At 70.9% G+C, this 20,509-nt stretch carries 19 protein-coding genes and 1 pseudogene; 12 read left to right on the top strand and 8 right to left on the bottom strand.

Features of this window, described 5'->3' with window-relative positions; genetic code table 11:
• Positions 1 to 156 precede the first annotated feature (156 nt).
• The 3 genes from ACFFC4_RS15860 to ACFFC4_RS15850 all read left to right on the top strand — a co-directional run bounded on the left by ACFFC4_RS15860 (position 157) and on the right by ACFFC4_RS15850 (position 2,534).
• Complete coding sequence (locus ACFFC4_RS15860) at positions 157 to 1,446, top strand: alpha/beta hydrolase fold domain-containing protein (protein WP_375502576.1); 1,290 nt, start codon at positions 157 to 159, stop codon at positions 1,444 to 1,446.
• Positions 1,443 to 1,937 (top strand): DUF2505 domain-containing protein, encoded by a 495-nt coding sequence (locus ACFFC4_RS15855; protein ID WP_375502574.1) that lies wholly within the window; start codon positions 1,443 to 1,445, stop codon positions 1,935 to 1,937. Before ACFFC4_RS15860 ends, ACFFC4_RS15855 begins: the two co-directional genes overlap by 4 nt.
• Before the next feature lie 63 nt (positions 1,938 to 2,000).
• On the top strand, positions 2,001 to 2,534 hold the full coding sequence (locus ACFFC4_RS15850; protein WP_375502572.1) for an NUDIX hydrolase family protein: 534 nt from the start codon (positions 2,001 to 2,003) through the stop codon (positions 2,532 to 2,534).
• Positions 2,535 to 2,559: 25 nt separating this feature from the next.
• On the opposite strand, the gene ACFFC4_RS15845 is transcribed toward ACFFC4_RS15850, so the two are convergent.
• A complete protein-coding gene (locus ACFFC4_RS15845) occupies positions 2,560 to 3,081 on the bottom strand; it encodes a hypothetical protein (protein ID WP_375502570.1) in 522 nt (173 codons plus the stop codon).
• Between the two features lie 304 nt (positions 3,082 to 3,385).
• Here ACFFC4_RS15845 and ACFFC4_RS15840 point away from each other — a divergent pair, with 304 nt between their 5' ends.
• Genes ACFFC4_RS15840 through ACFFC4_RS15825 form a run of 4 tightly spaced genes read left to right on the top strand, consistent with a single transcriptional unit; the run spans position 3,386 to position 5,338 of the window.
• On the top strand, positions 3,386 to 3,775 hold the full coding sequence (locus ACFFC4_RS15840; protein WP_375502568.1) for a VOC family protein: 390 nt from the start codon (positions 3,386 to 3,388) through the stop codon (positions 3,773 to 3,775).
• Between the two features lie 18 nt (positions 3,776 to 3,793).
• A complete protein-coding gene (locus ACFFC4_RS15835; RefSeq protein ID WP_375502566.1) occupies positions 3,794 to 4,009 on the top strand; it encodes a hypothetical protein in 216 nt (71 codons plus the stop codon).
• Between the two features lie 34 nt (positions 4,010 to 4,043).
• Positions 4,044 to 4,856 carry a DUF2786 domain-containing protein gene (locus ACFFC4_RS15830; protein WP_375502564.1) on the top strand — a complete coding sequence of 271 codons (813 nt, stop codon included), beginning with the start codon at positions 4,044 to 4,046 and terminating at the stop codon, positions 4,854 to 4,856.
• Complete coding sequence (locus ACFFC4_RS15825) at positions 4,853 to 5,338, top strand: TIGR04338 family metallohydrolase (RefSeq protein ID WP_375502562.1); 486 nt, start codon at positions 4,853 to 4,855, stop codon at positions 5,336 to 5,338. The genes ACFFC4_RS15830 and ACFFC4_RS15825 overlap by 4 nt, the downstream gene beginning before the upstream one ends.
• Positions 5,339 to 5,383: 45 nt before the next feature.
• Here the strand turns inward: ACFFC4_RS15825 and ACFFC4_RS15820 are convergent, their stop codons facing one another.
• The 4 genes from ACFFC4_RS15820 to recC form a co-directional block, all read right to left on the bottom strand.
• A complete protein-coding gene (locus ACFFC4_RS15820) occupies positions 5,384 to 6,511 on the bottom strand; it encodes an NDMA-dependent alcohol dehydrogenase (RefSeq protein WP_375502560.1) in 1,128 nt (375 codons plus the stop codon).
• A gap of 190 nt (positions 6,512 to 6,701) precedes the next feature.
• Complete coding sequence (gene recD, locus ACFFC4_RS15815; RefSeq protein WP_375502558.1) at positions 6,702 to 8,477, bottom strand: exodeoxyribonuclease V subunit alpha; 1,776 nt, start codon at positions 8,475 to 8,477, stop codon at positions 6,702 to 6,704.
• Positions 8,474 to 11,743, bottom strand: coding sequence for a UvrD-helicase domain-containing protein (locus ACFFC4_RS15810; protein ID WP_375502556.1), 3,270 nt, complete (start codon positions 11,741 to 11,743; stop codon positions 8,474 to 8,476). Before ACFFC4_RS15810 ends, recD begins: the two co-directional genes overlap by 4 nt.
• Entirely contained in the window at positions 11,740 to 14,976 is a 3,237-nt protein-coding gene (gene recC / locus ACFFC4_RS15805) for an exodeoxyribonuclease V subunit gamma (RefSeq protein WP_375502554.1), read from the bottom strand. The genes ACFFC4_RS15810 and recC overlap by 4 nt, the downstream gene beginning before the upstream one ends.
• Before the next feature lie 289 nt (positions 14,977 to 15,265).
• Here recC and ACFFC4_RS15800 point away from each other — a divergent pair, with 289 nt between their 5' ends.
• Positions 15,266 to 15,400, top strand: a complete 135-nt coding sequence (locus tag ACFFC4_RS15800) for a hypothetical protein (protein ID WP_375502552.1) — start codon at positions 15,266 to 15,268, stop codon at positions 15,398 to 15,400.
• Positions 15,401 to 15,538: 138 nt separating this feature from the next.
• On the opposite strand, the gene ACFFC4_RS15795 is transcribed toward ACFFC4_RS15800, so the two are convergent.
• On the bottom strand, positions 15,539 to 15,760 hold the full coding sequence (locus ACFFC4_RS15795) for a hypothetical protein (RefSeq protein WP_375502550.1): 222 nt from the start codon (positions 15,758 to 15,760) through the stop codon (positions 15,539 to 15,541).
• On the opposite strand from ACFFC4_RS15795, the gene ACFFC4_RS15790 reads away from it, so the two are divergent.
• Positions 15,759 to 16,286 (top strand): hypothetical protein, encoded by a 528-nt coding sequence (locus ACFFC4_RS15790; RefSeq protein ID WP_375502548.1) that lies wholly within the window; start codon positions 15,759 to 15,761, stop codon positions 16,284 to 16,286. The genes ACFFC4_RS15795 and ACFFC4_RS15790 overlap by 2 nt on opposite strands.
• Here ACFFC4_RS15790 and ACFFC4_RS15785 read toward each other — a convergent pair.
• The gene (locus tag ACFFC4_RS15785) at positions 16,283 to 17,773 is read right to left on the bottom strand and encodes an MFS transporter (RefSeq protein ID WP_375502546.1); all 1,491 of its coding nucleotides are present in this window, start codon (positions 17,771 to 17,773) and stop codon (positions 16,283 to 16,285) included. The two genes, ACFFC4_RS15790 and ACFFC4_RS15785, sit on opposite strands and share 4 nt — an antisense overlap.
• 207 nt (positions 17,774 to 17,980) lie before the next feature.
• Here ACFFC4_RS15785 and ACFFC4_RS15780 point away from each other — a divergent pair, with 207 nt between their 5' ends.
• Both ACFFC4_RS15780 and ACFFC4_RS15775 read left to right on the top strand, forming a co-directional pair.
• Positions 17,981 to 18,400 (top strand): MarR family winged helix-turn-helix transcriptional regulator, encoded by a 420-nt coding sequence (locus tag ACFFC4_RS15780; protein ID WP_375502544.1) that lies wholly within the window; start codon positions 17,981 to 17,983, stop codon positions 18,398 to 18,400.
• Between the two features lie 32 nt (positions 18,401 to 18,432).
• A complete protein-coding gene (locus tag ACFFC4_RS15775; RefSeq protein WP_375502542.1) occupies positions 18,433 to 18,870 on the top strand; it encodes a DUF2695 domain-containing protein in 438 nt (145 codons plus the stop codon).
• A 29-nt stretch (positions 18,871 to 18,899) separates the two neighbouring features.
• Here ACFFC4_RS15775 and ACFFC4_RS15770 read toward each other — a convergent pair.
• A pseudogene (locus tag ACFFC4_RS15770) lies at positions 18,900 to 20,030 on the bottom strand (aldehyde dehydrogenase family protein); the annotation flags it as partial.
• Between the two features lie 94 nt (positions 20,031 to 20,124).
• Here ACFFC4_RS15770 and ACFFC4_RS15765 point away from each other — a divergent pair.
• The gene (locus ACFFC4_RS15765; protein WP_375502540.1) at positions 20,125 to 20,295 is read left to right on the top strand and encodes a hypothetical protein; all 171 of its coding nucleotides are present in this window, start codon (positions 20,125 to 20,127) and stop codon (positions 20,293 to 20,295) included.
• The last annotated feature ends 214 nt before the right edge of the window (positions 20,296 to 20,509 follow it).

Below are 20,509 nucleotides of genomic sequence, written 5' to 3'. Positions count from 1 at the left end.
CCGGATCGATCTGCCGGCCACCTTTCGTCCCCCGGGGAATTATCTTCCCGGGAAGAGAATCTAGCAAACAGGTCCGGCGCCCTCAAGGGTCCTGCGTTGTCCGTAACGTTGCCCTAACGGCCCTGGCCACATCACAGCTCGCCGTGGAGGTCCGTCTTGACGCCGTCGACCCGGTTGCTCGCCTACAACGCGGCGGCTGCCTTGAACGCTGCGAACGCATTGCGACCGCTCGACCGGCGCGGCCCCGCATCCGGGCTGGCCTACGTCGCCGGGTGGCCCACATCTGAACTGCCCCTGCCAGCGCTCGGGCTGCACCTTGCGGCCAACACCGTGGGGGCGCGCGCCGGCGGTCTGCGCGGTCGAGCCGGCGCGGCGAACGTTGCCCTGCTCGCTGGCACGACCGGCGTGCTGCTCGGTCTGGACCGCGCCGGCCGGCAGGCCTTCCGAGCCTACGAGGACGCGCTGCGCGCGGCCCTCGGCTACGACTACCGCGCGCGCATCGCCCACCCGACGTTCCCCGGGCCGGACGCCGCCACGGCCCGCACACCAGGACTGATCCGGTTGGCCCGCATCCGCCGGCGCTTCGCGCTGGACGCCGACATCACCTACGGCCCCGCCGGACGCGCGAACCAGCTCGACGTCTGGCACCGCTCGGATCTCCCCCGCGACGCCCGGGCTCCCGTATTGCTGCAGATGCCCGGCGGCGCGTGGATGCTCGGCAGCAAACAGGGGCAGGCGTACCCCCTGATGAGCCACCTCGTCGAGCGTGGCTGGGTGTGTGTGGCCATGAGCTACCGCCTCAGCCCTCGGCACGCGTGGCCGGCGCACATCGTCGACGTCAAGCGCGCGCTGGCATGGGTGCGCGCCAACATCGCCGACTACGGCGGTGATCCGGACTTCATCGGCGTGACCGGCGGGTCGGCGGGCGGCCACCTGTGCTCACTCGCAGCACTGACGCCCAACGACCTGCAGTGGCAACCCGGCTTCGAGGACGTCGACACCTCGGTGGCGGCCGCCGTGCCCTTCTACGGCGCCTACGACTGGACCAATCGTGACCACGTCGGCAACCGGGGCCTCATCTCGTTACTGCAGAAACGCGTGGTCAAGCAGAGCTTTCGCGACGCCTTCGCAGTCTTCGACGAGGCCTCACCGATGAGCCACATCGGGCCGCACGCGCCGCCGTTCTTCCTGTCGCACGGCACCAACGACTCGCTCATCCCGATCGAGGAGGGCCGGCTGTTCGCCCAGCGGCTGCGCGCAGCCTCGCGGCGCCCCGTCGTCTATACGGAGCTGCCGCGCGCGCAGCATGCCTTCGACGTCGTCGGCACCCCGCGGGCGACGGCGGCCGCCGAGGCAGTGAGCCGCTTCCTCGGCGTGATTTATGGCGAGTACCTCGCCTCCCGAACACCGGCGATTGTCGCTGATGAGGCGCGACCAACCCCGTGACTGCATCGTTCCGCCACGAGGTCGACCTCGACGCCCCGGTCGAGCACGTACTGGCAGTACTGCGCGACCCCGCGTCGCACGCCGCGCGATATGCGGCCGCCGGTGCCAGCGGCGCCGAGGTTGTCGACCGCGACCCCGATGCCGACGGCCGGTTGACGATCGTCTCGCGCCGCGCAGAGGGTGGTTCGCTGCCCGGCCCGATAGCGCGGCTGGTCCGAGGCTCTGCCCAGGTGACCCAGACCGAGCGGTGGAGCGCACCAGCCGCCGACGGTGCCTGCTCGGCCACCTGGACGGTGGTGACGAGGGGCGTCCCGGTGGACATCGACGGCACGACCGACGTACGTCCACACGGCCCGGGGACGAGGTTGATCCAGACCGGCGTCATCACCGCCCGGGTACCGCTGCTCGGCACGTTGATGGAGAAGGTGGCGGTCGATCAGTCGGCGAGCAAGCTTGCACTGGAGTGGGCCTGGCTGGCGCAGCATCTGTAGTGCTCGACTCGGCGTCTGGGACGGCCGCGGCACCGCGTCGCGACGGCTGGCAAGATCGTGCGAATGACGATCGAGACCGGTTCGCAAACCTCCGGTGCCTGGCTTACCCGGGAAGAACTCGACGCCGCCCGCGACCGGGTCCCCATCCTCTACATCGACGCCGTCCCGATCCGGGTGGACTTCCTGGGCGAGGTGACGTCGATCGGGTTGCTGCTGCGGGCGACCGAGCGGGGCTTCAGCCGGGCGCTGGTGTCAGGACGGGTGCTGTACCACGAGCGCGTCCGCGAGGCGCTGGTCCGGCACCTGGACAAGGACCTCGGTCCGCTGGCGCTGCCGCGCATTCCGTCCTCACCGCAGCCGTTCACGGTGGCCGAGTATTTCCCGGTGCCCGGGGTGACGCCGTTTCACGATCCACGGCAGCACGCGGTGTCGCTGGCCTTCGTGGTGCCGGTGGAGGGTGACTGCGCGCCGCAGCAGGACGCGCTCGAGCTCACCTGGGTGACTCCCCTGGAGGCTCGCGACCCGTCCCTGCTCGCCGATATGCAGGGCGGCCAGGGGACGTTGCTGCTGCAGGGTCTCGCGCACCTCGGGTGCTGACGTCTGCGGTGCCCGCGAATGAGCGTCAGAGCTGCAAGGACTTTGCCAACCGGCGCCGCTCAAGCGGGCTCAGGACGGGTGTGGTGAACAGGTGCGACCACAGTTCCGGGCGTTGCGCGTCGACGACCCGCACCCCCTTGATCAGCATGTGGCCGTCCGCAAGTTCCGGGGCTCCTGGCCCCGAGAGCACCAGCACCGGCGTCACCTCGGGCGCGTCCGGCCCGAGCATCTGCTTCATCAGCGCGGCCGTTCCCTTGGCGTCGCGGATCGCCTTCCAGGCGCGCTGAACGTGGGCGTCGCCGGACAGCGCGACGTGATAGCGAGCGGTGATGGCGATGATGGCCGAGGGGGCGACAGCCACCTGATCGACGAAGCCGAACGGACTGCGCTCGACGAACAGCCAGTCGGGCAGCGCGCGGATGGCGGCGAGGTCTCGGGTGAGGGCTGCCGTATCAATGAGGGGAAGGCTCGGGCTGGAGCTGCGGCGCCTGCCAAGTGTGCGGACGGCGGCGAAGGTGGTACCGGGCAGAGCGACTGTGGAGGACATCGCGAAGCCTTTCGGGTCATCCCCCGCAGGATGAGTGGAGCCAATCTGTGCCTATCCGAGCTGACCGACTGTATAACGCTCCGGCACACTTAGTTAAGAGGGTTACAAAGAAACTCACGAATATTGACGAGTCAATGACGCCGGCAACGGGGCAGACTAGCCTAACCCGGACACGTGTCGTCGACTTGTGCAGATTTGAACCGGGTCCGAGGTCCCGATTCAGTCCCCGATTGGGTGCGAACGCGCTCCGTCACGTCTTTCGCTACGACCGACCCGACGATACTTGCGCGGTGAGGAGCGCCGCGTGGACGTCCTGAGCAGCCGGGTCATCGTGCGGGCCCGCGACCGGGAGCGATCGCAGGCCTTCTACCGTGACGTCCTGGGCCTGGCGGTCTACCGCGAGTTCGGCGATCCCGCTGCCCCGGGACTCGTGTTCTTTCTCGGGTCGTCGTTGCTCGAGGTGTCGGGCTCGGGCGCCGGCGCGTCGACCGACACGGCACTGTGGCTGCAGGTTCGAGACATCCGCGCCGAACACGACCGGCTGGTCGGACTCGACGTCTCGATCGTGCGCGAGCCGCGAACGGAACCGTGGGGGTTGGTCGAGATGTGGCTCGCCGACCCGGACGGCCTGCCCATCGTGCTCGTCGAGATCCCCGTTGATCACCCGCTACGCCGCGACCAGCGCGGCCTCTGACCGACCTACGATCGGGGGATGCCGGACCGGTCGATCGTCGGAGCCCTTGGCCGGGTCGTGCGGCCGGTGCGCGGCGGCCGGCTGCCGGGCGAGATCCAGGTCGTGCTGGCCGGAGAGCCCACGTTGCTGCTCGCGTACTGCGACGAGCCGCTCGCCGAGGGCGTGCGGGTGCAGGTCGTGAACACCCGCGGCTCGCGTCAGGTCGACGTCGAGGCGTGGCCGCGTAGTCGGTGAGAGTTCTGTCGGATTGGTTCGGCACGATGGGGTGGTGTCCGACCTGAAGTACCTGACCAAGCTGGCCGCGCTGCTGCGTCAGGCCGAATCCACCGACAACGAGCACGAGGCCGAGGCGTTCATGGCTGCCGCGCAACGGCTGGCCACGCTGAGCTCGATCGACCTCGCGGTTGCCCGGGCGCACACGGCGCGGGCCGAGCGGCGTACGTCCCCGGTGGCCCGGCGCATCGAGATCGGGCCGGCCGGCAAGCGTGCGCTCAAGACGTACGTCCAGCTGTTTCTGGCCATTGCGCGCGCCAACGACCTGTCGTGCGATCTCGCCACCAACTCCACCTTCGTCATGGCCTACGGCTTCGAGACCGATGTCGACGTGTGCGAGGCGCTGTACGCCTCGCTCGTCGTGCAGATGGTGCGGGCCTCCGATGCCTATCTGCGCTCCGGGGCCTATCGCCGTGAGCAGGTCTGGAGCGAGCAGCGCGATGAGCGCGGCCGGGTGCGCGCCGTGCTGAAGCCGGTGCACGGCAGCACCGCGCGCATCAGCTTCCAGACCGCATTCGCCACCCGCATCGGCGAGCGGCTGGCCGAGGCGCACTCTGCAGCGACGGCCGAGACCCTGGCCCTCCCGTCGGCGTCCGCCGGCACCGAGCTCGCCCTCACCGAGAAGGCGCTCGAGGTCGCCGACTTCTACCAGCACACGTCACGAGCGCGGGGTTCGTGGCGCGGGTGGCAGGGCTCGGGCCGCTCGTCCACCCTCGCCGAGCGGGCCGGGCGGCGCGCCGCCGACGCCGCCCGCACCACGTCGTCGTCGTCGTCCGAGCTTCCGGCCGGGCGTGCCGCGTTACCGTGAGCGACCCGCAACGTCGCCTGGTGTACGAGGCGGAGCACGCGCTGGCCGGCATGATCGACCGCCGCCTGGACTTTCCGGTGGTGTCTGCATTCGGGTCGCGGGTCGCGGTGCCGGACGACCGCAAGTTCGGTGACCTGGAGTCCGTGCAGCGCTACGTCGACGCCGTGCTGGCGCTCGCTTGGGTGCGGGCCGGACCGACCGGCGCGCGGCCGGTGCGGGTGCGGGCGCGCGCCGGAGCCGGCAAGGCCGAGTACGAGTTCGCTACCGCCACGATCGCCGTGCCGCCGCACCGGGTCGGCGGGCAGTGGGCGATGCGCGAGCTCGTCATCGTGCACGAGCTCGCGCACCACCTGGCGGACGCCGCCGACCACGGCCCGGCGTTCGTCGCGCAGCTGCTCGAGCTCGTCACCGAACTCGTCGGGCCGGAAGCCGGTTTCCTGTTGCGCTCGGGACTACTCGCAGCAGGGGTCGGCGTCGGTTGACGCGTGCGATGAGCGCTCGCGCGAGGAGCCCGACACCCGGCGGATTTACCGGTCTGCGTCGCTGTAGGTGATCATGCCGCGGATGTTCTTGCCGTCGCGCATGTCCTGGTAGCCGGTATTGATGTCCTCGAGCTTGTACTTGGTGGTGACCAAGTCGTCGAGATTGAGCTGGCCGGCCTGGTAGAGCGAGAGCAGGTTGGGGATGTCGGCCCGCGGATTGAGGCCGCCGAAGATCGCGCCCTGCAGATCTTTCTGCAGCAGGGTGAGCTCGAACAGGCTCAACTTCACGTCCAGGTTTGCCGCGCTACCCATGCCGGTGACTACAGTTCGGCCGCCCTTGGCGGTCATGGTCAACGCCTCCTGCACGTTCTCGCCCTGGATGTCGCCCACAGTGATGATCACCTTGTGGGCCATCCTGCCGAGGGTCAGGTCGACGAGCGCAGCCGTCGCCTCCTCGGCGCTGGCGAAGGTATGCGTGCCGCCGAACTCCATCGCCTTCTCGCGCTTGCTCTCGACCGGGTCGATGACGACGACCTGCTTGGCGCCGGCAGCGGCAGCGCCCTGGACGGCGTTCATGCCCACGCCGCCGGCTCCCATGATCACGACCGTCTCTCCGGGACGGACATCGGCAACCTTGGTGGCCGAACCCCAACCAGTGGTGACGCCGCAGCCCACGAGCGCGGCGACCTCGAGCGGGATGTCCGGGTCAATCTTGACCAGCGACGCCTCGTGCACGGTGATGTAGGGCGAGAACGTGCCGAGCAGGCACATCTGGATGACCCGCTGCCCGCGGGCCGAGACGCGGAAGCTGGTGCCGTCGCTGATCGACTCGCCGGTCAGCAGACCGGCACCGAGGTCGCAGAGGTTCTGGTGGCCACTGGAACACGGGGGGCACACGCCGCACGCGGGGATGAAGGCGGTGACGACGTGGTCGCCCTCCTTCAGCGTCGTGACGCCGGGTCCGACCTTGGTGACGACGCCGGAGCCCTCGTGGCCGCCGATGACCGGCAACTCGACGGGCGTGCCGCCGGTGACGAGGTGCTCATCGGAGTGGCACAGACCGGACGCTGCGAGCTCGACCGTGACCTCGTGCTCACGCGGTTCGCCGACCTCGATCTCCTCGACCGACCATTCGCCGCCGACCTCCCACAGCACAGCACCCTTCGTCTTCATTGCCTTGTCTCCGCTCGCGTCGAGGTGTCCACGGCGGGTCCACCCGCCGTGACCTTGATCGTATGCGTAGGTGATCGGGGTCACTGCACGGCCCGGTCTCGCGGATGCGGTGCGGTCCGTCGGCCTGACACGGCGAGGCTATGGATCGACCGGGCTTTCGCGCGGTCGTCGGCCCGCCAGGTGAAACACGTCAGGGCGAGTGACCGCTCAACCGGCTCCGCAGCCCGGTGGCGCGGGCAATGGGCCGTTCGACGCAGGCCAGCACTGATTCGGCCGACCCGATGAGGCGAACGGACGACGCGGCGCGGGTGATCGCGGTGTAGAACGTCTGCCGGGTGGCCAGGGGCGACGCGGCCAGCGGGAGCAGCACGGTGACCTCGGCGAACTGGCTGCCCTGGGCGCGGTGCACGGTCATTGCGTGCAGCGGGCGGACCTCACCGAGCCGGACGAGCGGCAGCACCGTCGGGGTGCCGCCGCGGGCGAACGCGGCGAGCAGGCCGTCGCCGTGGCGCACGACGACGCCGGTATCGCCGTTGTACAGCCCGACGTCGTAGTCGTTGCTCGTGACGAGCAGCGGCTGCCCCGCGTACCGCCCGTCGCCGCGCACGTCGAGCGAGGGCGCTAGCCAGCGTTCAGCGTGCTCGCTCCAGTGCCGCACCCCGCGCGGGCCGCCGCGGTGGGCGCACAGCAGCCGGTGCCGGTCCAGGGCGTCGAGCGCGCCCTCCACGTCTCCGGACGCTGCGGCCGCGATCAGTGCGCTCTCGTGAGCAACGACGGCCGACTGGACCGCGGCGAGCGCCGGTCCGGACACCGTCTCGTCGTCGGCCACCTCCGCGAAGACCAGCCCGTCGGCGCCGGAGCGCAGCAGTGCCAGCGCGTCGTCGCCGCGTCCCGCGCGCACCAGGGCCGCGAGTTCGGCGATCGGGCCGCCGGCGGCGAAGCGGTAGACGGTCCGCAGCCGGACAACCGATTCCCGCAGCCGGGCATCGGGGCTGTCCGCGTCGACCAGGTCGCCGAGCACCGCACCGGCCTCGACGGAGGCGAGCTGGTCGGGGTCGCCGACGAGCACGAGCCGGGTCGCCGGCCCGAGCGCCTCGAGCAGCCGGGCCATCAGGGTCAGCGACACCATCGAGCTCTCGTCGACCATGACGACGTCGAAGGGCAGGTGGTTGTCGCGGTCGTGCCGGAACCGGCTCGAGGTGCCCGGTCGCCAACCGAGCAGCCGGTGCAGCGTCGAGGCCGACAGCCTGGCCAGGGCCGCTCGGTCATCGTCGGTCAGGTTGCCGCGAGCCGAGTGCACCGCCTCCTCCAAGCGGGCCGCGGCCTTGCCGGTCGGGGCGGCAAGCGCCACGCGTAACCCGGGCCCGAGCCGGCGCAGCAGCACGGTGATCAGCTGCGCGACGGTGGTGGTCTTACCGGTGCCCGGACCGCCGGCGATAACGGCTACGCGCGACGTTGCGGCGACGGCCACCGCCTGACGCTGGTCGGCGGCCGCGTCGTCGAACAGCTCATCGAGGTCGGCGTCCAGCGGCCCCCGGTCGATGTCATCGGGACGGTCGGCGCTGCGTCGCAACAGGTCGTCGGCGACCTGCACCTCTTGGCGCCAGTAGCGGTCGAGCCAGAGCCGTGCACCGACCATGCGCAGCGGCGGCCCGCCCGCCGCGCCCGTCACGAGCGCGCTCGCGCTGCAGGCGGCGACCCAGCCCGCGGTCTCGGGCCAGGGCAGCTCGACGGCATCGCTTGCCTCGTCGGTGTCGGGCGCGATGGTGCACGCGGCCTCGTCGAGGTCGAGCACCACCGAGCCGTTGCGGGTGCCGCGGACGGTCAGCGCGACGGCCAGCAGCACCCGGTCGTCGCTCTCGCCCGCGAGCACGCCGAGCCGCTGCGCGACGTGCACGTCGGCCGGTTCGAGGACGCCGGCGTCGCTGAAGTCGGCCAGCAGGCCGACAGCGCGCAACGCCTTCACGCGGCGACGCCGCGGGCCAGGGCGTCCGACAGTGCGACCACCAGCGCGGCCGGCGGGCGCCATGCGAACACGCCCGGGACGGTCCCGTCCGAAGCCAGCACCGACGGGCCGCACATGCCGCGCAGAAACAGGTAGAGCACCCCGCCGAGATGCCGCTCGGGGTCGTAGTCGGCGAGGCGCCAGCGCAGGAACCGGTGCAGCGCGACGTCGTAGAGCAGCGCCTGCAGCGGGTAGTGCGCGTGCATCATGGCCTCGGCCATGGCGCCGAAGCGGTAGTGCCAGGCGGTCAGCGGCTCGTCGAAGGCGCCGAGCCGGTTGGTCTTGTAGTCGACAATCAGGAACCGGTCGTCGACGCGTAGCACCGCGTCGATGCTGCCGCCGAGGTAGCCGCGCAGCGTGGCGTCACCGACCACCGGGTCGTCGAGCAGGTCCGCGTAGCCCGCGAGCGGGTCGCCGACCGGTAGGTGGGTACGCAGCAGGTCGGCGATCTCGCGCAGCGTCGAGACGCCGTTCGGCCGCTCGCCGCCGCGCAGGGGTAGTTCGAAGTCCAGCTCGGTCAGCTGGTCTCCCCGCGCGATGTCGAGCAACGACCGGCCGCCGGCGAGCGGCCCCAGCGGCGTGTGCAGCGCAGGCGTCAGGCCGACGACCAGTGCGTCGGTCGACAGGTCGGCCGGGCCGTAGCGCGCAAGTTGTGTGCGCACGACGGCGTCCAGATCGTCGTCGAGGTTCTCGAGCACGGCGTGGACGAGCGTCCCGAACGACGTCCCGCCGGGCAGGTCGGTCATCGGCGACGGGATCGCGCGCAGCTCCTCGTCGGTGGTGTCGACGTCGGGTGGCAGCGTGTCGGGCTCGTCGTCCTTCTCGCCGGTCTCCGGTTCGCTGCCGATCACCGGCGACGCGTCGTGCGCGCCGCGGGTCAGCGCGCTGTAGGAGGTCCGCCGCCACGTCGCGTCCACGCTCCGGTCGAGCTGCGCAACCGACAACGCCTCGGTCGAGGACGGCGCGCTTGACCACTGCGCGGCCGACGTCGCGTCCACCGCGCTGATCGACAACGCTCCCGGCTGGGCACGTGCCTGCAGCGTCGCCACCGCGGTTGCGCCGTCCGGCACGTTCGACCGTTCGGGGATCTCCGCGGCTGGGTCGTCGGCGAACAGCAGGCGATGCAGCGGCGCGCACTCGGTGTTGCGCTGGCTCGGCGCCCACCACGCGATCACCTGCGCCTGGGCCCGGGTGAGCGCGACGTAGAGCAGCCGCAGGTGCTCGCCCAGATCCTCAGCGCGATGGCGTCGTTGGCTCGAGCGCAGGGTCGAGCCGCGGCCGGCGGTGTCGCGGACGCGTCGCCCGTCGTCGTCGTGGAACAGCGGGATCGCCTCGTCACGCATGTGCCGGTCCCATTCGAAGGGCACCAGGACGACGGGGAACTCCAGGCCCTTGCTCATCCAGACCGTCGCGATCTGCACGGCCGCGGCGTCGGAGTCGAGGCGGCGACTGCGTTCGACGGCGGTGTCGCGATGGGACTCTCGGACCCGTCGGCGTAGCCATTCGAGCAGTGCGGCGAGCCCGAGGGAGCCGGCCGTCGCATTCGCGTGCAGCTCCTCGCCGATGTGCCGGATGTCGGTGAGCAGTCGTTCGCCGCCGACCTGGGCGAGCAACCTCTGCGCGAGCCGTTCGTCGCGGCTGACCGTCTCGAGCATCGCCGCGACGCCCCGCTCCCCCAGCACCTGCAACCACGTCCGCACCCGAAGGCCGAGCGCGTCGAGGTCAAGCGTCTCGAGGTCCGCCGCGTCCCAGCCGACGAACGGCGTCAGCGCAAGCCGACGCAGCCGGGCCGACCGGTGCGGCTGCTCCAACGCCTCGAGCAGCACGACCCAGTCGCTGCCCACCGCCGTGCGGAACACGCTCGACGTCGTCCGGCGTACCGATGGCACGCCCGCGGCGCGCAGCGCGTCGTGCACCAGCTCCAGCTGGGCGTTGGTATGGACGATGACCGCGATGTCGCCCGGCTCGAGCGGACGCGGCCCCGACCCGTCGCGCGGCGTGAACGCCGGCCGTTCGCCGAGCAACGAGGCAACGCGCGACACGACGTCAGCGAGCACGATCTGACGCGCGTCGCCCACCGACTGGCTCGGCGGGCCCGGAGCGACGCGCAGCTGGACCGGCGCACCCGACGTGGCGAGCGAGCGCCCCGCGTACCCGGCCGACACCTCGTGGATGCGGATGCGCGGATCGCCCAGCGACGCCCCGCGGAACAGTGCCTGCAACCCGCGCAGCAGTTCCGGGTCGCTGCGCCAGTTGTGGGCAAGGGTCGCGTGCCCGTCGGCGACGTCGGACGCTGCGAGATAGGCGCGCACGTCTGCGCCGCGGAACGCGTAGATCGCCTGCTTCGGGTCGCCGATGAGCACGAGCGTCGCGTGCCCGTGGAAAGCCAGGCGCAGGATGTCCCACTGCACCGGGTCGGTGTCCTGGAACTCGTCTACCAGGACGACGGAGTACCGCGCGCGCAGCCGTTCGGCGGCTGCGTCCCCCGATGTCGTGTCGGCGAGCGTGCCCTGCAAGCGCGTCAACAGATCGTCGTAGCTGACGAGGAAACGCGCCCGCTTGCGCTGCTCCACCTCCCTGCGCACGGCGGTGGCGAAGCGGTGCCGCATGTCGGCGGGGCTGCCCTCGGCAGCGTCGTCCGGGATCAGGATCGCCTGGCCGTCGCGCACCACCGTTCGGGCGAGCTCGACGGCTTCGTCATAGGTCAGAGGTGGCGGCGCGGCCGACGGGCGAGCCCACATGCGGACGTAGAGGTCCTGCACGACCTCGTCCGTCAGATCGTCGAAGTTGTCGACGAACGTCGCGGTGGTGTCGAGGTCGGCCGCGGTGCCGAGCCCAGCGAGGACCCGGCTGCAGAACTCGTGCGTCGTGGCGACGGTCGCTGAGTCGAACGCGGCCAGCGCCTGCGCGATCCGGTGCCGTCGCAGCTCGACGTCCTCGGCCGCCAGGTGGCGCAGCAGCGCGTCGTCGGACTCTCGTGCTGCAGCTGGGTCGACGAGCCCGTCGCGGGTGCTGACCAGCCGTTGCCGCACCCGGTCGCGCAGCTCCTTGGTCGCGGCGCGGCCGAATGTCACGACCAGCAGTTCATCGAGCGAGGCGACGCCCTCGGCGAGGTAGCGGGCCACCAGCCCGGCGATCGTGAACGTCTTGCCGGTGCCCGCGCTCGCTTCCAGGATGACGGTGCCCGTCGGGAGATCACCGACGAGGTCGAACTCGGCGTCGCTCATCGCGGGTGCTCCGCGCTGAGCAGCGGTGTCCAGAGCCGGACAGCGAGCGGTTCGAAGCGCAGGTGCTCGTGGCCCGTCGGGTCGAACGCGGTAAGGGTACTCAGGGGTACCTTGCCGCCGAGTATCAGGACGGGCGCGGCGTCGGAGCACTCCCCCGGGTACTGGCCGTCCTGCCAGCGCGAGCGCGCCGCACCCAACGCGTCGTCGGTACCCCGATCGTCGTAGCGGCGTTCGGCGTAGGCCGCGGACGTCTTCAGCGGCAGCGGCAGCGGCGCGCGCAACCCGGCGTCGCGCAGGGCAACGAGATCGGTGAGCACGCCGGACGCCTCGACGGGATCGATGCCGCGCACCACCTGCCGGCGCGCGCCGCCCTGCCGCCGGCCGACGCACACCGCCTGCAGCGTCGGATCCTCGGTAGCGACCACGAGCGCCAGGTAGCGCAGCCACGACTCGAGGCGCAGCCGCGGGCCGAAGCTCGAGTACGTGACAGTCAGCAGCACGGAACCGTACAGGCCGCCGACCGTGCCAGCCAGCATGCGGCCGTCCAACATGGGTAGCGCGACGTCGACGGAGCGGGCGGGCGCGACGCGCTCGGGCGCGCAGGCGCTGACCAGCGCTTCGACGGTGCTGCCGACACTGCTCAGCACGCGCCGACCGAGCTCGCCGGGCGGCAGGTCGCCGCGCCGGTACTCCATCTCCTGGCAGGTCTCGACCGGCATACCGGCGAGCCGGTCATGCAATAGGCGGGTGCCGATGGCCCACTCGGGCAGCCCGCCGACATCCACGGGCAGGGCATCGGCCGGCTCGTCGTCGTCCTGCCAGGTGCTGATCTGCAGGCGCTGCTTGAGGAACTCCCGCATCGGGCTGCCGACGAACTTGATCAGGTCATCCAGGTCGACGACGTCCTGACGCTCCGCTGGCGGCAGTTCGCCGCTGAGGAACCCGTTCGGGGCACGCCGTGTCGTCGCCGCTGCGCGAGCGCCGGCGAGCCCGGCGGGGTCGAACGAGAACGGCCCGGGCGTGCCCAGGACGTGCGGCGTGAAGTTGCGTACATCGAAGGTCTGCAACGGATGCCTCACCACAACACCGGGCCCCACCACATCGAGCAGCTCGCCCAACGGGACGCAGGGCGGCACCTCGGCGCCGCTGCGCGGGTCGGCGCCGGTGTAGGTGATCACCAGGTGCTCCTGCGCAGCGCAGATCGCGTCGAGGAAGAGCTGGCGGTCCTCGCTGCGGACATCCCGTTCACCGGTGCGCGGGTCGCGGGCCAGCACGTCGTCGCCGTCCACGACGGCCTGCCGCGGGAACGCGCCGTCGTCCAGACCGAGCAGGCAGACGACGCGGTGCGGCACGGAACGCATCGGCACGAGCGTGCAGACGGTCAGCGTGCCGGTACGGAAGCTGGCCCGGGTGGGTCGGCCGGCCAGGCGGGTGTGCAGCAGCGCAGCAATGTCGGCGCGGCTGAGCTCGACGTCGGTGTCGCTCGCGGCCTCGGCGATGTCGGCGAGCTCGCTTCGCAGCTGGATCGCCTGCCAGCCCTGAGCCGGCTCACCGATGGACAACACAAGATCGCCGAGCAATACCATCCAAGACGGTACGGAGCGCGGCTGTTCGATCGCGCGGACCGCGGTGTCGACGCGGTCGAGCAGTTCGGCCAGCCGGCCGGCGAGGTCGATGTCGCCGCTGTCGACGTCGTCGAGCGGCAGGACGGTGCCGAGCCAGGTGTCGCCCTCCTCCATGGCCACGCCGAGCAGCAGCCGGTCGACCGCCGCCCGCCAGGTGCCCTGGCTCAGACCACCGAGCCCGTACGGCGTGCGATGCTGTGCGTCGAGGCCCCAGCGGGCGTTCGCGGCTGCCGTCCAATCTCGCAGCTGCTCGAGGTCGTCGTCGCTGAAGCCGAACAGCGCACGGACGGGCGGCGCGCCGGCGACGTCGAGCAACTGGGTGGCAGTGACCCGGTTGGCGGCCAACTCGAGCAGCTGGCCCAGCAGGCTGAACAGCGGGTTGGTCTGGCGCAGCGAACGGTCGGCGAGGCGTACCCGCAACTGCCCGGCCGGATGGCCGCCGGGCTCGTCGGCCATGCCGAAGCTGGCCGCGACCAGGGGCGCGAACGTCTCGACGTCGGGACACATGATCAGGATGTCGCGCGGCTCGAGGGTGGGGTCGGCGGCGAGCAGGCCCAGCACGACTTCGCGGAGGACCTCGACCTGGCGCGTCGGGCCGTGGCAGGCGTGCACGGTGAGGCTGCGGTCGGTCTTGCGTGCCGGCGCCACCGTGTCGTCGGTCAGCTGCTGCTGCAGCTGGCCGAGCAGGGTGTCCCGGCGCGCGTCGACGGGGTGGTGCACGTCCTCGCCTCGCGGCAGCAGCTGTTGCAGCTCGCGGATGTCGCGCGACAGCGAGGCGAGCAGCGGATGGCGGGCTGTTGCCGTGTCGTCCGCGCGCCGACCGGGCTGCTTGCCCTTCGTCGCATTCCACAGTGCGGGCGACGGGTGGTGCAGCCAGAGATGGATCTCGTGGTGCTCGGCGAGCGCAGTGAGGACGGCAATACGGACGGGCGTGATCCGGGTGGTGCCGAAGACCGAGAACCGGGCGGGCAGGTCGACGGGTGCGCTGCGCACCTTCGCGCAGGCCGCCTCGAGCAGCTCGGCCGGCGACGGGCCGACCTCCGCGCGCACCCGGCGCCACAGCTCGGCCTCCCAGCGCAGGTCGGCCGGCAGCGGCGTCCCGTCGCCCAGCTCGTCGCGCCCCGCGTGCCAGGCCCGCAACATGGCCGGGCGTGCTTGGGCGTAGGAAGCAAAGTGCCGGGAAAACTTGGCCGCAACGGCGTATCGCCGTCCGCGGTCCTGTTGACCCGGCTCGAGCCCGAGGTGGAAGGCGAGCATCGCCGCCCACGGCTGGGTCGCTGCTGCGTCGGCAATCACCGTCCTTAGCGGCCAGACGACCCGCTCGGGTGACCACTGCTCTACGGCCGCGGCGTAGGCCCCGTCGGCCGCGGCCACCGCGTCGTCGAGCAGCCGGTCCGAGGAGGGAAAGACGACGTTCGCGCACACGCCGTCGCCGTCGACCGCGCCGAGGATGTGGCTGAGTTGCTGGGCCAGCCAGCGTTCCACGCCCCGACTCGGCACCGCGACGAGCTCGGGCGCGAAGGGGTCCGTCGTCGGCGCGTTGAGCAGCTCGCCGAGCGCGGCAACCAGCGGGTCCGCACGTTCCGAGCGGTGGACGTGCAGGGTCACCGGGAAACAGCCGGGTGCGTCACGGCGTCAGCCTAGAGCGCACTGCAGACACGGTTGCCGTTTTCCACCGATGGTCGGGTCTGCGCACCGCGGCTGTGGACGGGACGGCCGAGGTGTCCGACCCGTCGTCGATGATGAGCGGCATGGGACAGAACAACCGCCAGCGGCGGACGGCGAAGCAGCGTCGGCGAGCCCAGGAGCAGCGCGGTCGCGGACCGTCGGCAGGCACCGCCCAGGGCTGGACAACGAGACGTGTGCGGCCGGCACCGCCGCGCTGTTGCTGGGCCGCATGATGCGCGTCCTCGTGCGCGGCGGTCAGCCGACCCTCGATGCTGCGGTCGATGGGGAGTTCGCCACCGCAACGGCCGCCCTGATCAGGGCCGGGTGGACGCCGGTCGACATCTACGAGGTGGTGCGTCGCTAGGGTCCGGTGCCCGGGATTTCGCGGGTGCTGCAAGAGCTGGCTGCCGTGATCGACCGGTACCCGACGCACCTCGTCGACCCGCGCTGGCAGGCCCAGCTCGACGCACTGGGCGCGAGTGCGCCGGCCACCGCAGGGGTGTCACCCTCCTTGGCCTGGGGACGGCAGGCCGGCCTGGACTGGCCCGAGGCCCTTGATCAACTGCTTGCCGTGCTCGCTGTCACCTGCGCACTGCCGGTCGTGTCGAAGGTGCTGCCCGCCCCGGGCGAACGTGCCGAGGCGGTATCGGCCGTCGAAGGCATCGACGCCAAGGTGCTGCGGCGGGTGCGCGGGCTGCTGGCCAAGGCCGAGTTCACCGAGCATGAGGCTGTGGCTCGAAAACCCCTACGTCGACGCGAAGGCACTGCTCGTCGGAGTCGTGGCGCACGCGAACAACTGCCAGGCCGTACAGTCCGTCCTGGGTTTCGTATCCGTGGTCGGCCACGCCACCGACCTCGACGTCGGCGAGCTGCTGACCATGTCCTTGCTCGTCCAGGCCACCCGTGCCATGACCCAGGCCGGCTCGCACGTCACCCGCTACGGCACGTCACTCACCCGCTCGTTCCGGCAGTCGTTCCTGGTCGCCTATGCCGGCCGGATCGGCGAGCGGCTGCGCGATTCCGCGACAGCGGCCGAATCCGCCTTCGACGGTGAGCACGACGGCGGCGCGCTCGTCCCCGTTCTCGCCGCGCGTCGCGGAGCAGTGCACGGTGCCTTCACCGAGCTGTTCCCGGACCTCGTCGAACGCCGCGTGTCCGCGTCCAATTCGGCCGGCTACGGCGCCGGCCGCGCCGCCGGCGACCTCGCACGATTCGATGTGCGAGCGGCGGTGGCGCCGAGCCGGACCTAACGGACGGCGCCGAGCTCCTCGGCGTGCTCGAACACCGTTTCGTCACCAGTGGGGGAAGCGGTCGTCCGCTGCTTGGCGATTAGCACGAAGGCCAGCACCGTGGCGATGATCAGCGCACCGAGACCCCAGGTGAAGGCCACGGTGTAACCGTGCACTGCACCGGCGGCGTCACTGGAGCGGCCGTGGTCGCGGACGTAGTGCACGGTCGCCGTTGCCGCAATGGTGTTGAGCAGCGCGGTGCCGAGCGACCCGCCGACCTGCTGGGTGGTGTTGACCAGCGCACTGGCCACGCCGGCGTCCCGGTCGGCCACGCCGATGAGCGCCGTGCTCGACAGCGCGACAAACGCGAAGCCCATGCCCAGGCTCATGACGATCTCGGCCGGCAGGATGTGTAGGACGTAGCCCGAGTCGACGCGCAACTGGGTGAACCAGGCCATACCCACTGCGGCCAGCAGGGTGCCGCCGACCATGAGCGGACGCGGTCCCACCCGCGGCAGCAGACCGCTGGCCAGGCCCGCGGCGACGATGATGCCGGCGCTGAAGGGCAGGAAGGCGAGGCCGGACTTCACCGCGGAGTAGTGCAGCGTCCCCTGCAGGTAGTAGACGAGGAACAGGAACATCCCGAACAGCGCGAGCCCGATGAGCAGTGAGACGAGGAACGCGCCGGCGCGGTTGCGCTCGGTGAACACGCGCGGCGGCAGCAACGGTTCGGCCGTGTTCTTCTCGATCACGACGAATGCGGCCAGCAGCACGACAGCCGCGGCGAGCAGGACGATCGTGGTCGTGGCCGACCAGCCGTCCTCGTTGGCCTTGGTGAAGCCGTAGACGAGCGCGACGAGGCCGAGCGTGCTGGTGACGACGCCGGGGATGTCGTAACGCGCCGTGCCCTCGGCTCGGCTTTCGCGCACCACGAACAGGGCTGCCGCGGCGGTGGCGATGGCGATCGGGGTGTTGACAAGCAGGGTCCAGCGCCACGAGGCGTACTCGGTGAGCACGCCGCCGAGGATCAGGCCGAGCGCGGCGCCGCCGCCGGAGATGCCCCCATAAACGCCGAAGGCGCGGGCCCGCTCGCGCGGCTCGGTGAACGTCACAGTGATCAGCGACAACGCAGCCGGGGCCATGAGCGCGGCGAAGGCGCCCTGCAGGCCGCGGGCGGCGAACAGCTCGCCCTGGTTCTGCGCGATGCCGCCGATGGCAGAAGCAATACCGAAGCCGATCAGGCCGATGACGAACGCGCGCTTGCGGCCGATGAAGTCGGCGACGCGGCCACCGAGCAGCAGCAGGCCGCCGAAGGCGAGCGCGTACGCGGTGACGACCCACTGGCGATTGGCATCGGAGATGTGCAGTGACCGTTGGGCGGACGGCAGGGCGATGTTCACGATGCTGGCGTCGAGCACCACCATCAATTGGGCGACGGCGATGACGACGAGCGCCACCCAACGTCGCGAGTCGACGCTCTTGGCGGCGTCGGTCTGAATTGAGCTCACGGTCGTGGTCCTTCGATCGTCGATGTGGTGCCTTTGCAGGCAGGACGTACGTTACGAACTCCGATCGTCCGAGTCAAGACGATCCGATGAGCAGTCATCCGACTGTTGACGGTATGGCAATGTTCGGTTAATATGCAGGACATGGGAGCCCGTCGATCTTCGACAGAGGAACCCGCTGCGCCCTGCATCTTCCGGTCGTCCGACCTCATGTTCTTGCTGCACGCCGCCGCTGAGCGGGTGGCCGCCGACCTCGACCGGGCCGCCGTGGAGATGGGCCTCCGGGACGTCCGCGACTGGTTCGTGCTGGCTGCCCTCGACGATGGTCAGCAGCGCACCCAGCTCGAACTGAGCCGGATGGTGTGCGTCGACAAGACGACGTTGATCTCCGTGCTCGACCGGCTCGAGCGCCACGAACTCATCGTCCGCACCGTTGATCCGAACGATCGCCGGGTGCGTATCCCGCAGATCACACCGGCCGGCCAGCGCATCTTCGCCAAGTTCGCCACCGCCCGCGACGCGGCCGAGGCCCGTGCTCTCGCTGGCGTCGAGCCGAAGGAACGGGCCCTGCTGCTGCAGGTGCTCGCTCACATCGCCGACGACACGCCCGCGCTACAGCCTGCGCGCTGAGAACTGTCGGAGGTCGCCGCTACAACGGTGGCATGACTGCAGACCCTTTTACCGATCCATCGATCATCGACCAGGCCGAGGCGCTGGTACGTCAGCTGGCAGCCGAACTCACTGCGGTGTACGAGGGCGAATGCCTGTGCTGCTACGTATGGCGCCAGCTCGACGAGTACCCGTGCGACGGCACCCATCGCCACGCTATCCGGTTCCGCGACGCGGCGGCCCCGCGAGCCACCGCTCTTCGAGTGCGGCTCAGCCGCGTGGGCGCCTGCTGCTGCGACTGCGAGCTGTTCATGAGCGGCTACCAACCGCAGAAGCGGTTCTGGACGCCCGAGCGCGAGGTGACGATGAACGGCGTCGCCCGCCTGATCGAAGGCGAACCGCCCGAGGTGCTCCCGTCCTGTGCAGGCGTGCGCCGCGGCTCGGTGCAACCGTGCACGAACTGGGTATCCGCGCGCCGCCGGTGGCGGTGACAGACCCGGGCGCACCGCCGCCGAGCGGGTCAGAACGGGTAGCTGGGCAGCGTGCGGCGGACCGTCACCCACTGGGTGTCGGCGAAGGCGTCGAGATTGGCCTGTGCGCCACCGTGCGTGAGCCTGTGCCTGACGCGAGCACGCCGCCGAACGGGATCGTCGCCTCGTCGTTCACGGTCTGGTCGTTGATGTGCACCAGCCCGGACGGGGTCTGCTCGGCGATCTCGAGGCCACGCAACGCATCGCGGGTGAGGATGCCGAGGGACAGGCCGTACTCCGAGCGTCGTGCGAGCTCGACCGCCTCATCGACACCGTCCACCGACAGCACGGGTGCCACCGGGCCGAAGATCTCCTGCTCGAACGCCGGGCTGTCGGTGGGCACCGAACCGAGCACGGTCGGCCGGCAGAACAGCTCGTCGTACGTGCCACCGGTCACCAGCTTTGCGCCCGCGTCGACGGTGGCGGTGACGACGGCGTGACCTTGTCGCGCTGCGGGGCGTCGATGATCGGGCCGAGCGCAACCTGGCCCGTCGCCGGATTGCCACGGGCAGCGCCTCGGCGTGCGCGGCGAGGCGCTCGACGTACTCGTCGTACATCGAGGCGTGCACCACGTGCCGGCCGGTGGCCATGCAGATCTGGCCCTGGTGGAAGAACGACCCCCAGGCACCGACGCTCGCGGCCTGCTCGACGTCCTCGTCCTCGAGGACGAGCAGGGCACTGTTGCCGCCGAGCTCGAGGTGCACCCGCTTGAGATGCTCGGCAGCGAGCGCGCCACGCGCCGGCCGGCGCCTGTGGAGCCGGTGAAGGCGATGACCCGGACGTCGCGATGGATCACCAGGGCCTCGCCGACGTCGCTGCCGCCGGGCAGCACGCTCAGCACGCCCCGCGGGCAACCCTGCCTCCTGGAAGATGCGGGCCAGCGTGACGCCGCCGCTGACCGCGGTGCGCGGGTCGGGCTTGAGCACCACCGCGTTGCCCAGCGCCAGCGCCGGCGCGACGGCCCGGATCGAGAGGATCAGCGGGAAGTTGAAGGGCGCGATCACGCCGACCACACCCACCGGCACACGCCGGGCCAGGCTGAGACGCGGCTCGTGCGAGCGCAGCAGCTCGCCGTACGGGTGCGCGGCTAATCCCGCGGCTCCAGTGCACCCAGACCGTGCTGCTGAACTTCAACGGCCTCAACTGGCCGCACGTCACCGTCGCCACCCTCACCCAGCAGTAAGCCCTGCGCTCCATAGCCGTCAGGGGAATCCCATGCCGAAAACCGATCTCGTCCTCGAGGGCGGCGGGGTGAAAGGCGCCGGTCTAGTCGGCGCCGTCACCGCCATGACCGAGTACGCCGACCCGTACCAGTTCCAGCGCATCGCCAGGCGCGGCCGAGATCAGCGAACGTCGCCGAGAGCGCACGCAGGTCCGCACCAGTGACCGGACCGGTCGAGCGTGCATCCTGTGCGAGCTTGCGACGCAGAGACAGCGTGCGCGACAGTCCAAGGCGCCCGGCGCGCGGATCGGTAGCTGCCACTACGTCCTCCGGCACGTCACGAATCGGGAGATCACCCCCACCCGACCTCACTTGCGGGCTTCGAAACACTGAGCCGACACCCGGGTAGCCCTGGATGCAGAAGCCTTCTTTCCGGGA

The sequence above is a fragment of the uncultured Jatrophihabitans sp. genome (assembly GCF_964244045.1).
Taxonomy (GTDB): Bacteria; Actinomycetota; Actinomycetes; order Mycobacteriales; family Jatrophihabitantaceae; genus Jatrophihabitans.
Note: the sequence above shows the minus strand (reverse complement) of the source record. Positions and strands in the feature narration are given on the sequence as shown.

Excerpts from the sequence above, each read along its gene's own strand:
- ACFFC4_RS15850 (WP_375502572.1), top strand. The coding sequence starts at position 2,001 with ATGACGATCGAGACCGGTTCGCAAACCTCCGGTGCCTGGCTTACCCGG.
- ACFFC4_RS15845 (WP_375502570.1), bottom strand. The coding sequence starts at position 3,081 with ATGTCCTCCACAGTCGCTCTGCCCGGTACCACCTTCGCCGCCGTCCGC.
- ACFFC4_RS15835 (WP_375502566.1), top strand. The coding sequence starts at position 3,794 with ATGCCGGACCGGTCGATCGTCGGAGCCCTTGGCCGGGTCGTGCGGCCG.
- ACFFC4_RS15820 (WP_375502560.1), bottom strand. The coding sequence starts at position 6,511 with ATGAAGACGAAGGGTGCTGTGCTGTGGGAGGTCGGCGGCGAATGGTCG.
- ACFFC4_RS15810 (WP_375502556.1), bottom strand. The coding sequence starts at position 11,743 with ATGAGCGACGCCGAGTTCGACCTCGTCGGTGATCTCCCGACGGGCACC.
- ACFFC4_RS15800 (WP_375502552.1), top strand. The coding sequence starts at position 15,266 with ATGATGCGCGTCCTCGTGCGCGGCGGTCAGCCGACCCTCGATGCTGCG.
- ACFFC4_RS15790 (WP_375502548.1), top strand. The coding sequence starts at position 15,759 with ATGAGGCTGTGGCTCGAAAACCCCTACGTCGACGCGAAGGCACTGCTC.
- ACFFC4_RS15795 (WP_375502550.1), bottom strand. The coding sequence starts at position 15,760 with ATGCTCGGTGAACTCGGCCTTGGCCAGCAGCCCGCGCACCCGCCGCAG.
- ACFFC4_RS15780 (WP_375502544.1), top strand. The coding sequence starts at position 17,981 with ATGTTCTTGCTGCACGCCGCCGCTGAGCGGGTGGCCGCCGACCTCGAC.
- ACFFC4_RS15775 (WP_375502542.1), top strand. The coding sequence starts at position 18,433 with ATGACTGCAGACCCTTTTACCGATCCATCGATCATCGACCAGGCCGAG.
- ACFFC4_RS15765 (WP_375502540.1), top strand. The coding sequence starts at position 20,125 with ATGCCGAAAACCGATCTCGTCCTCGAGGGCGGCGGGGTGAAAGGCGCC.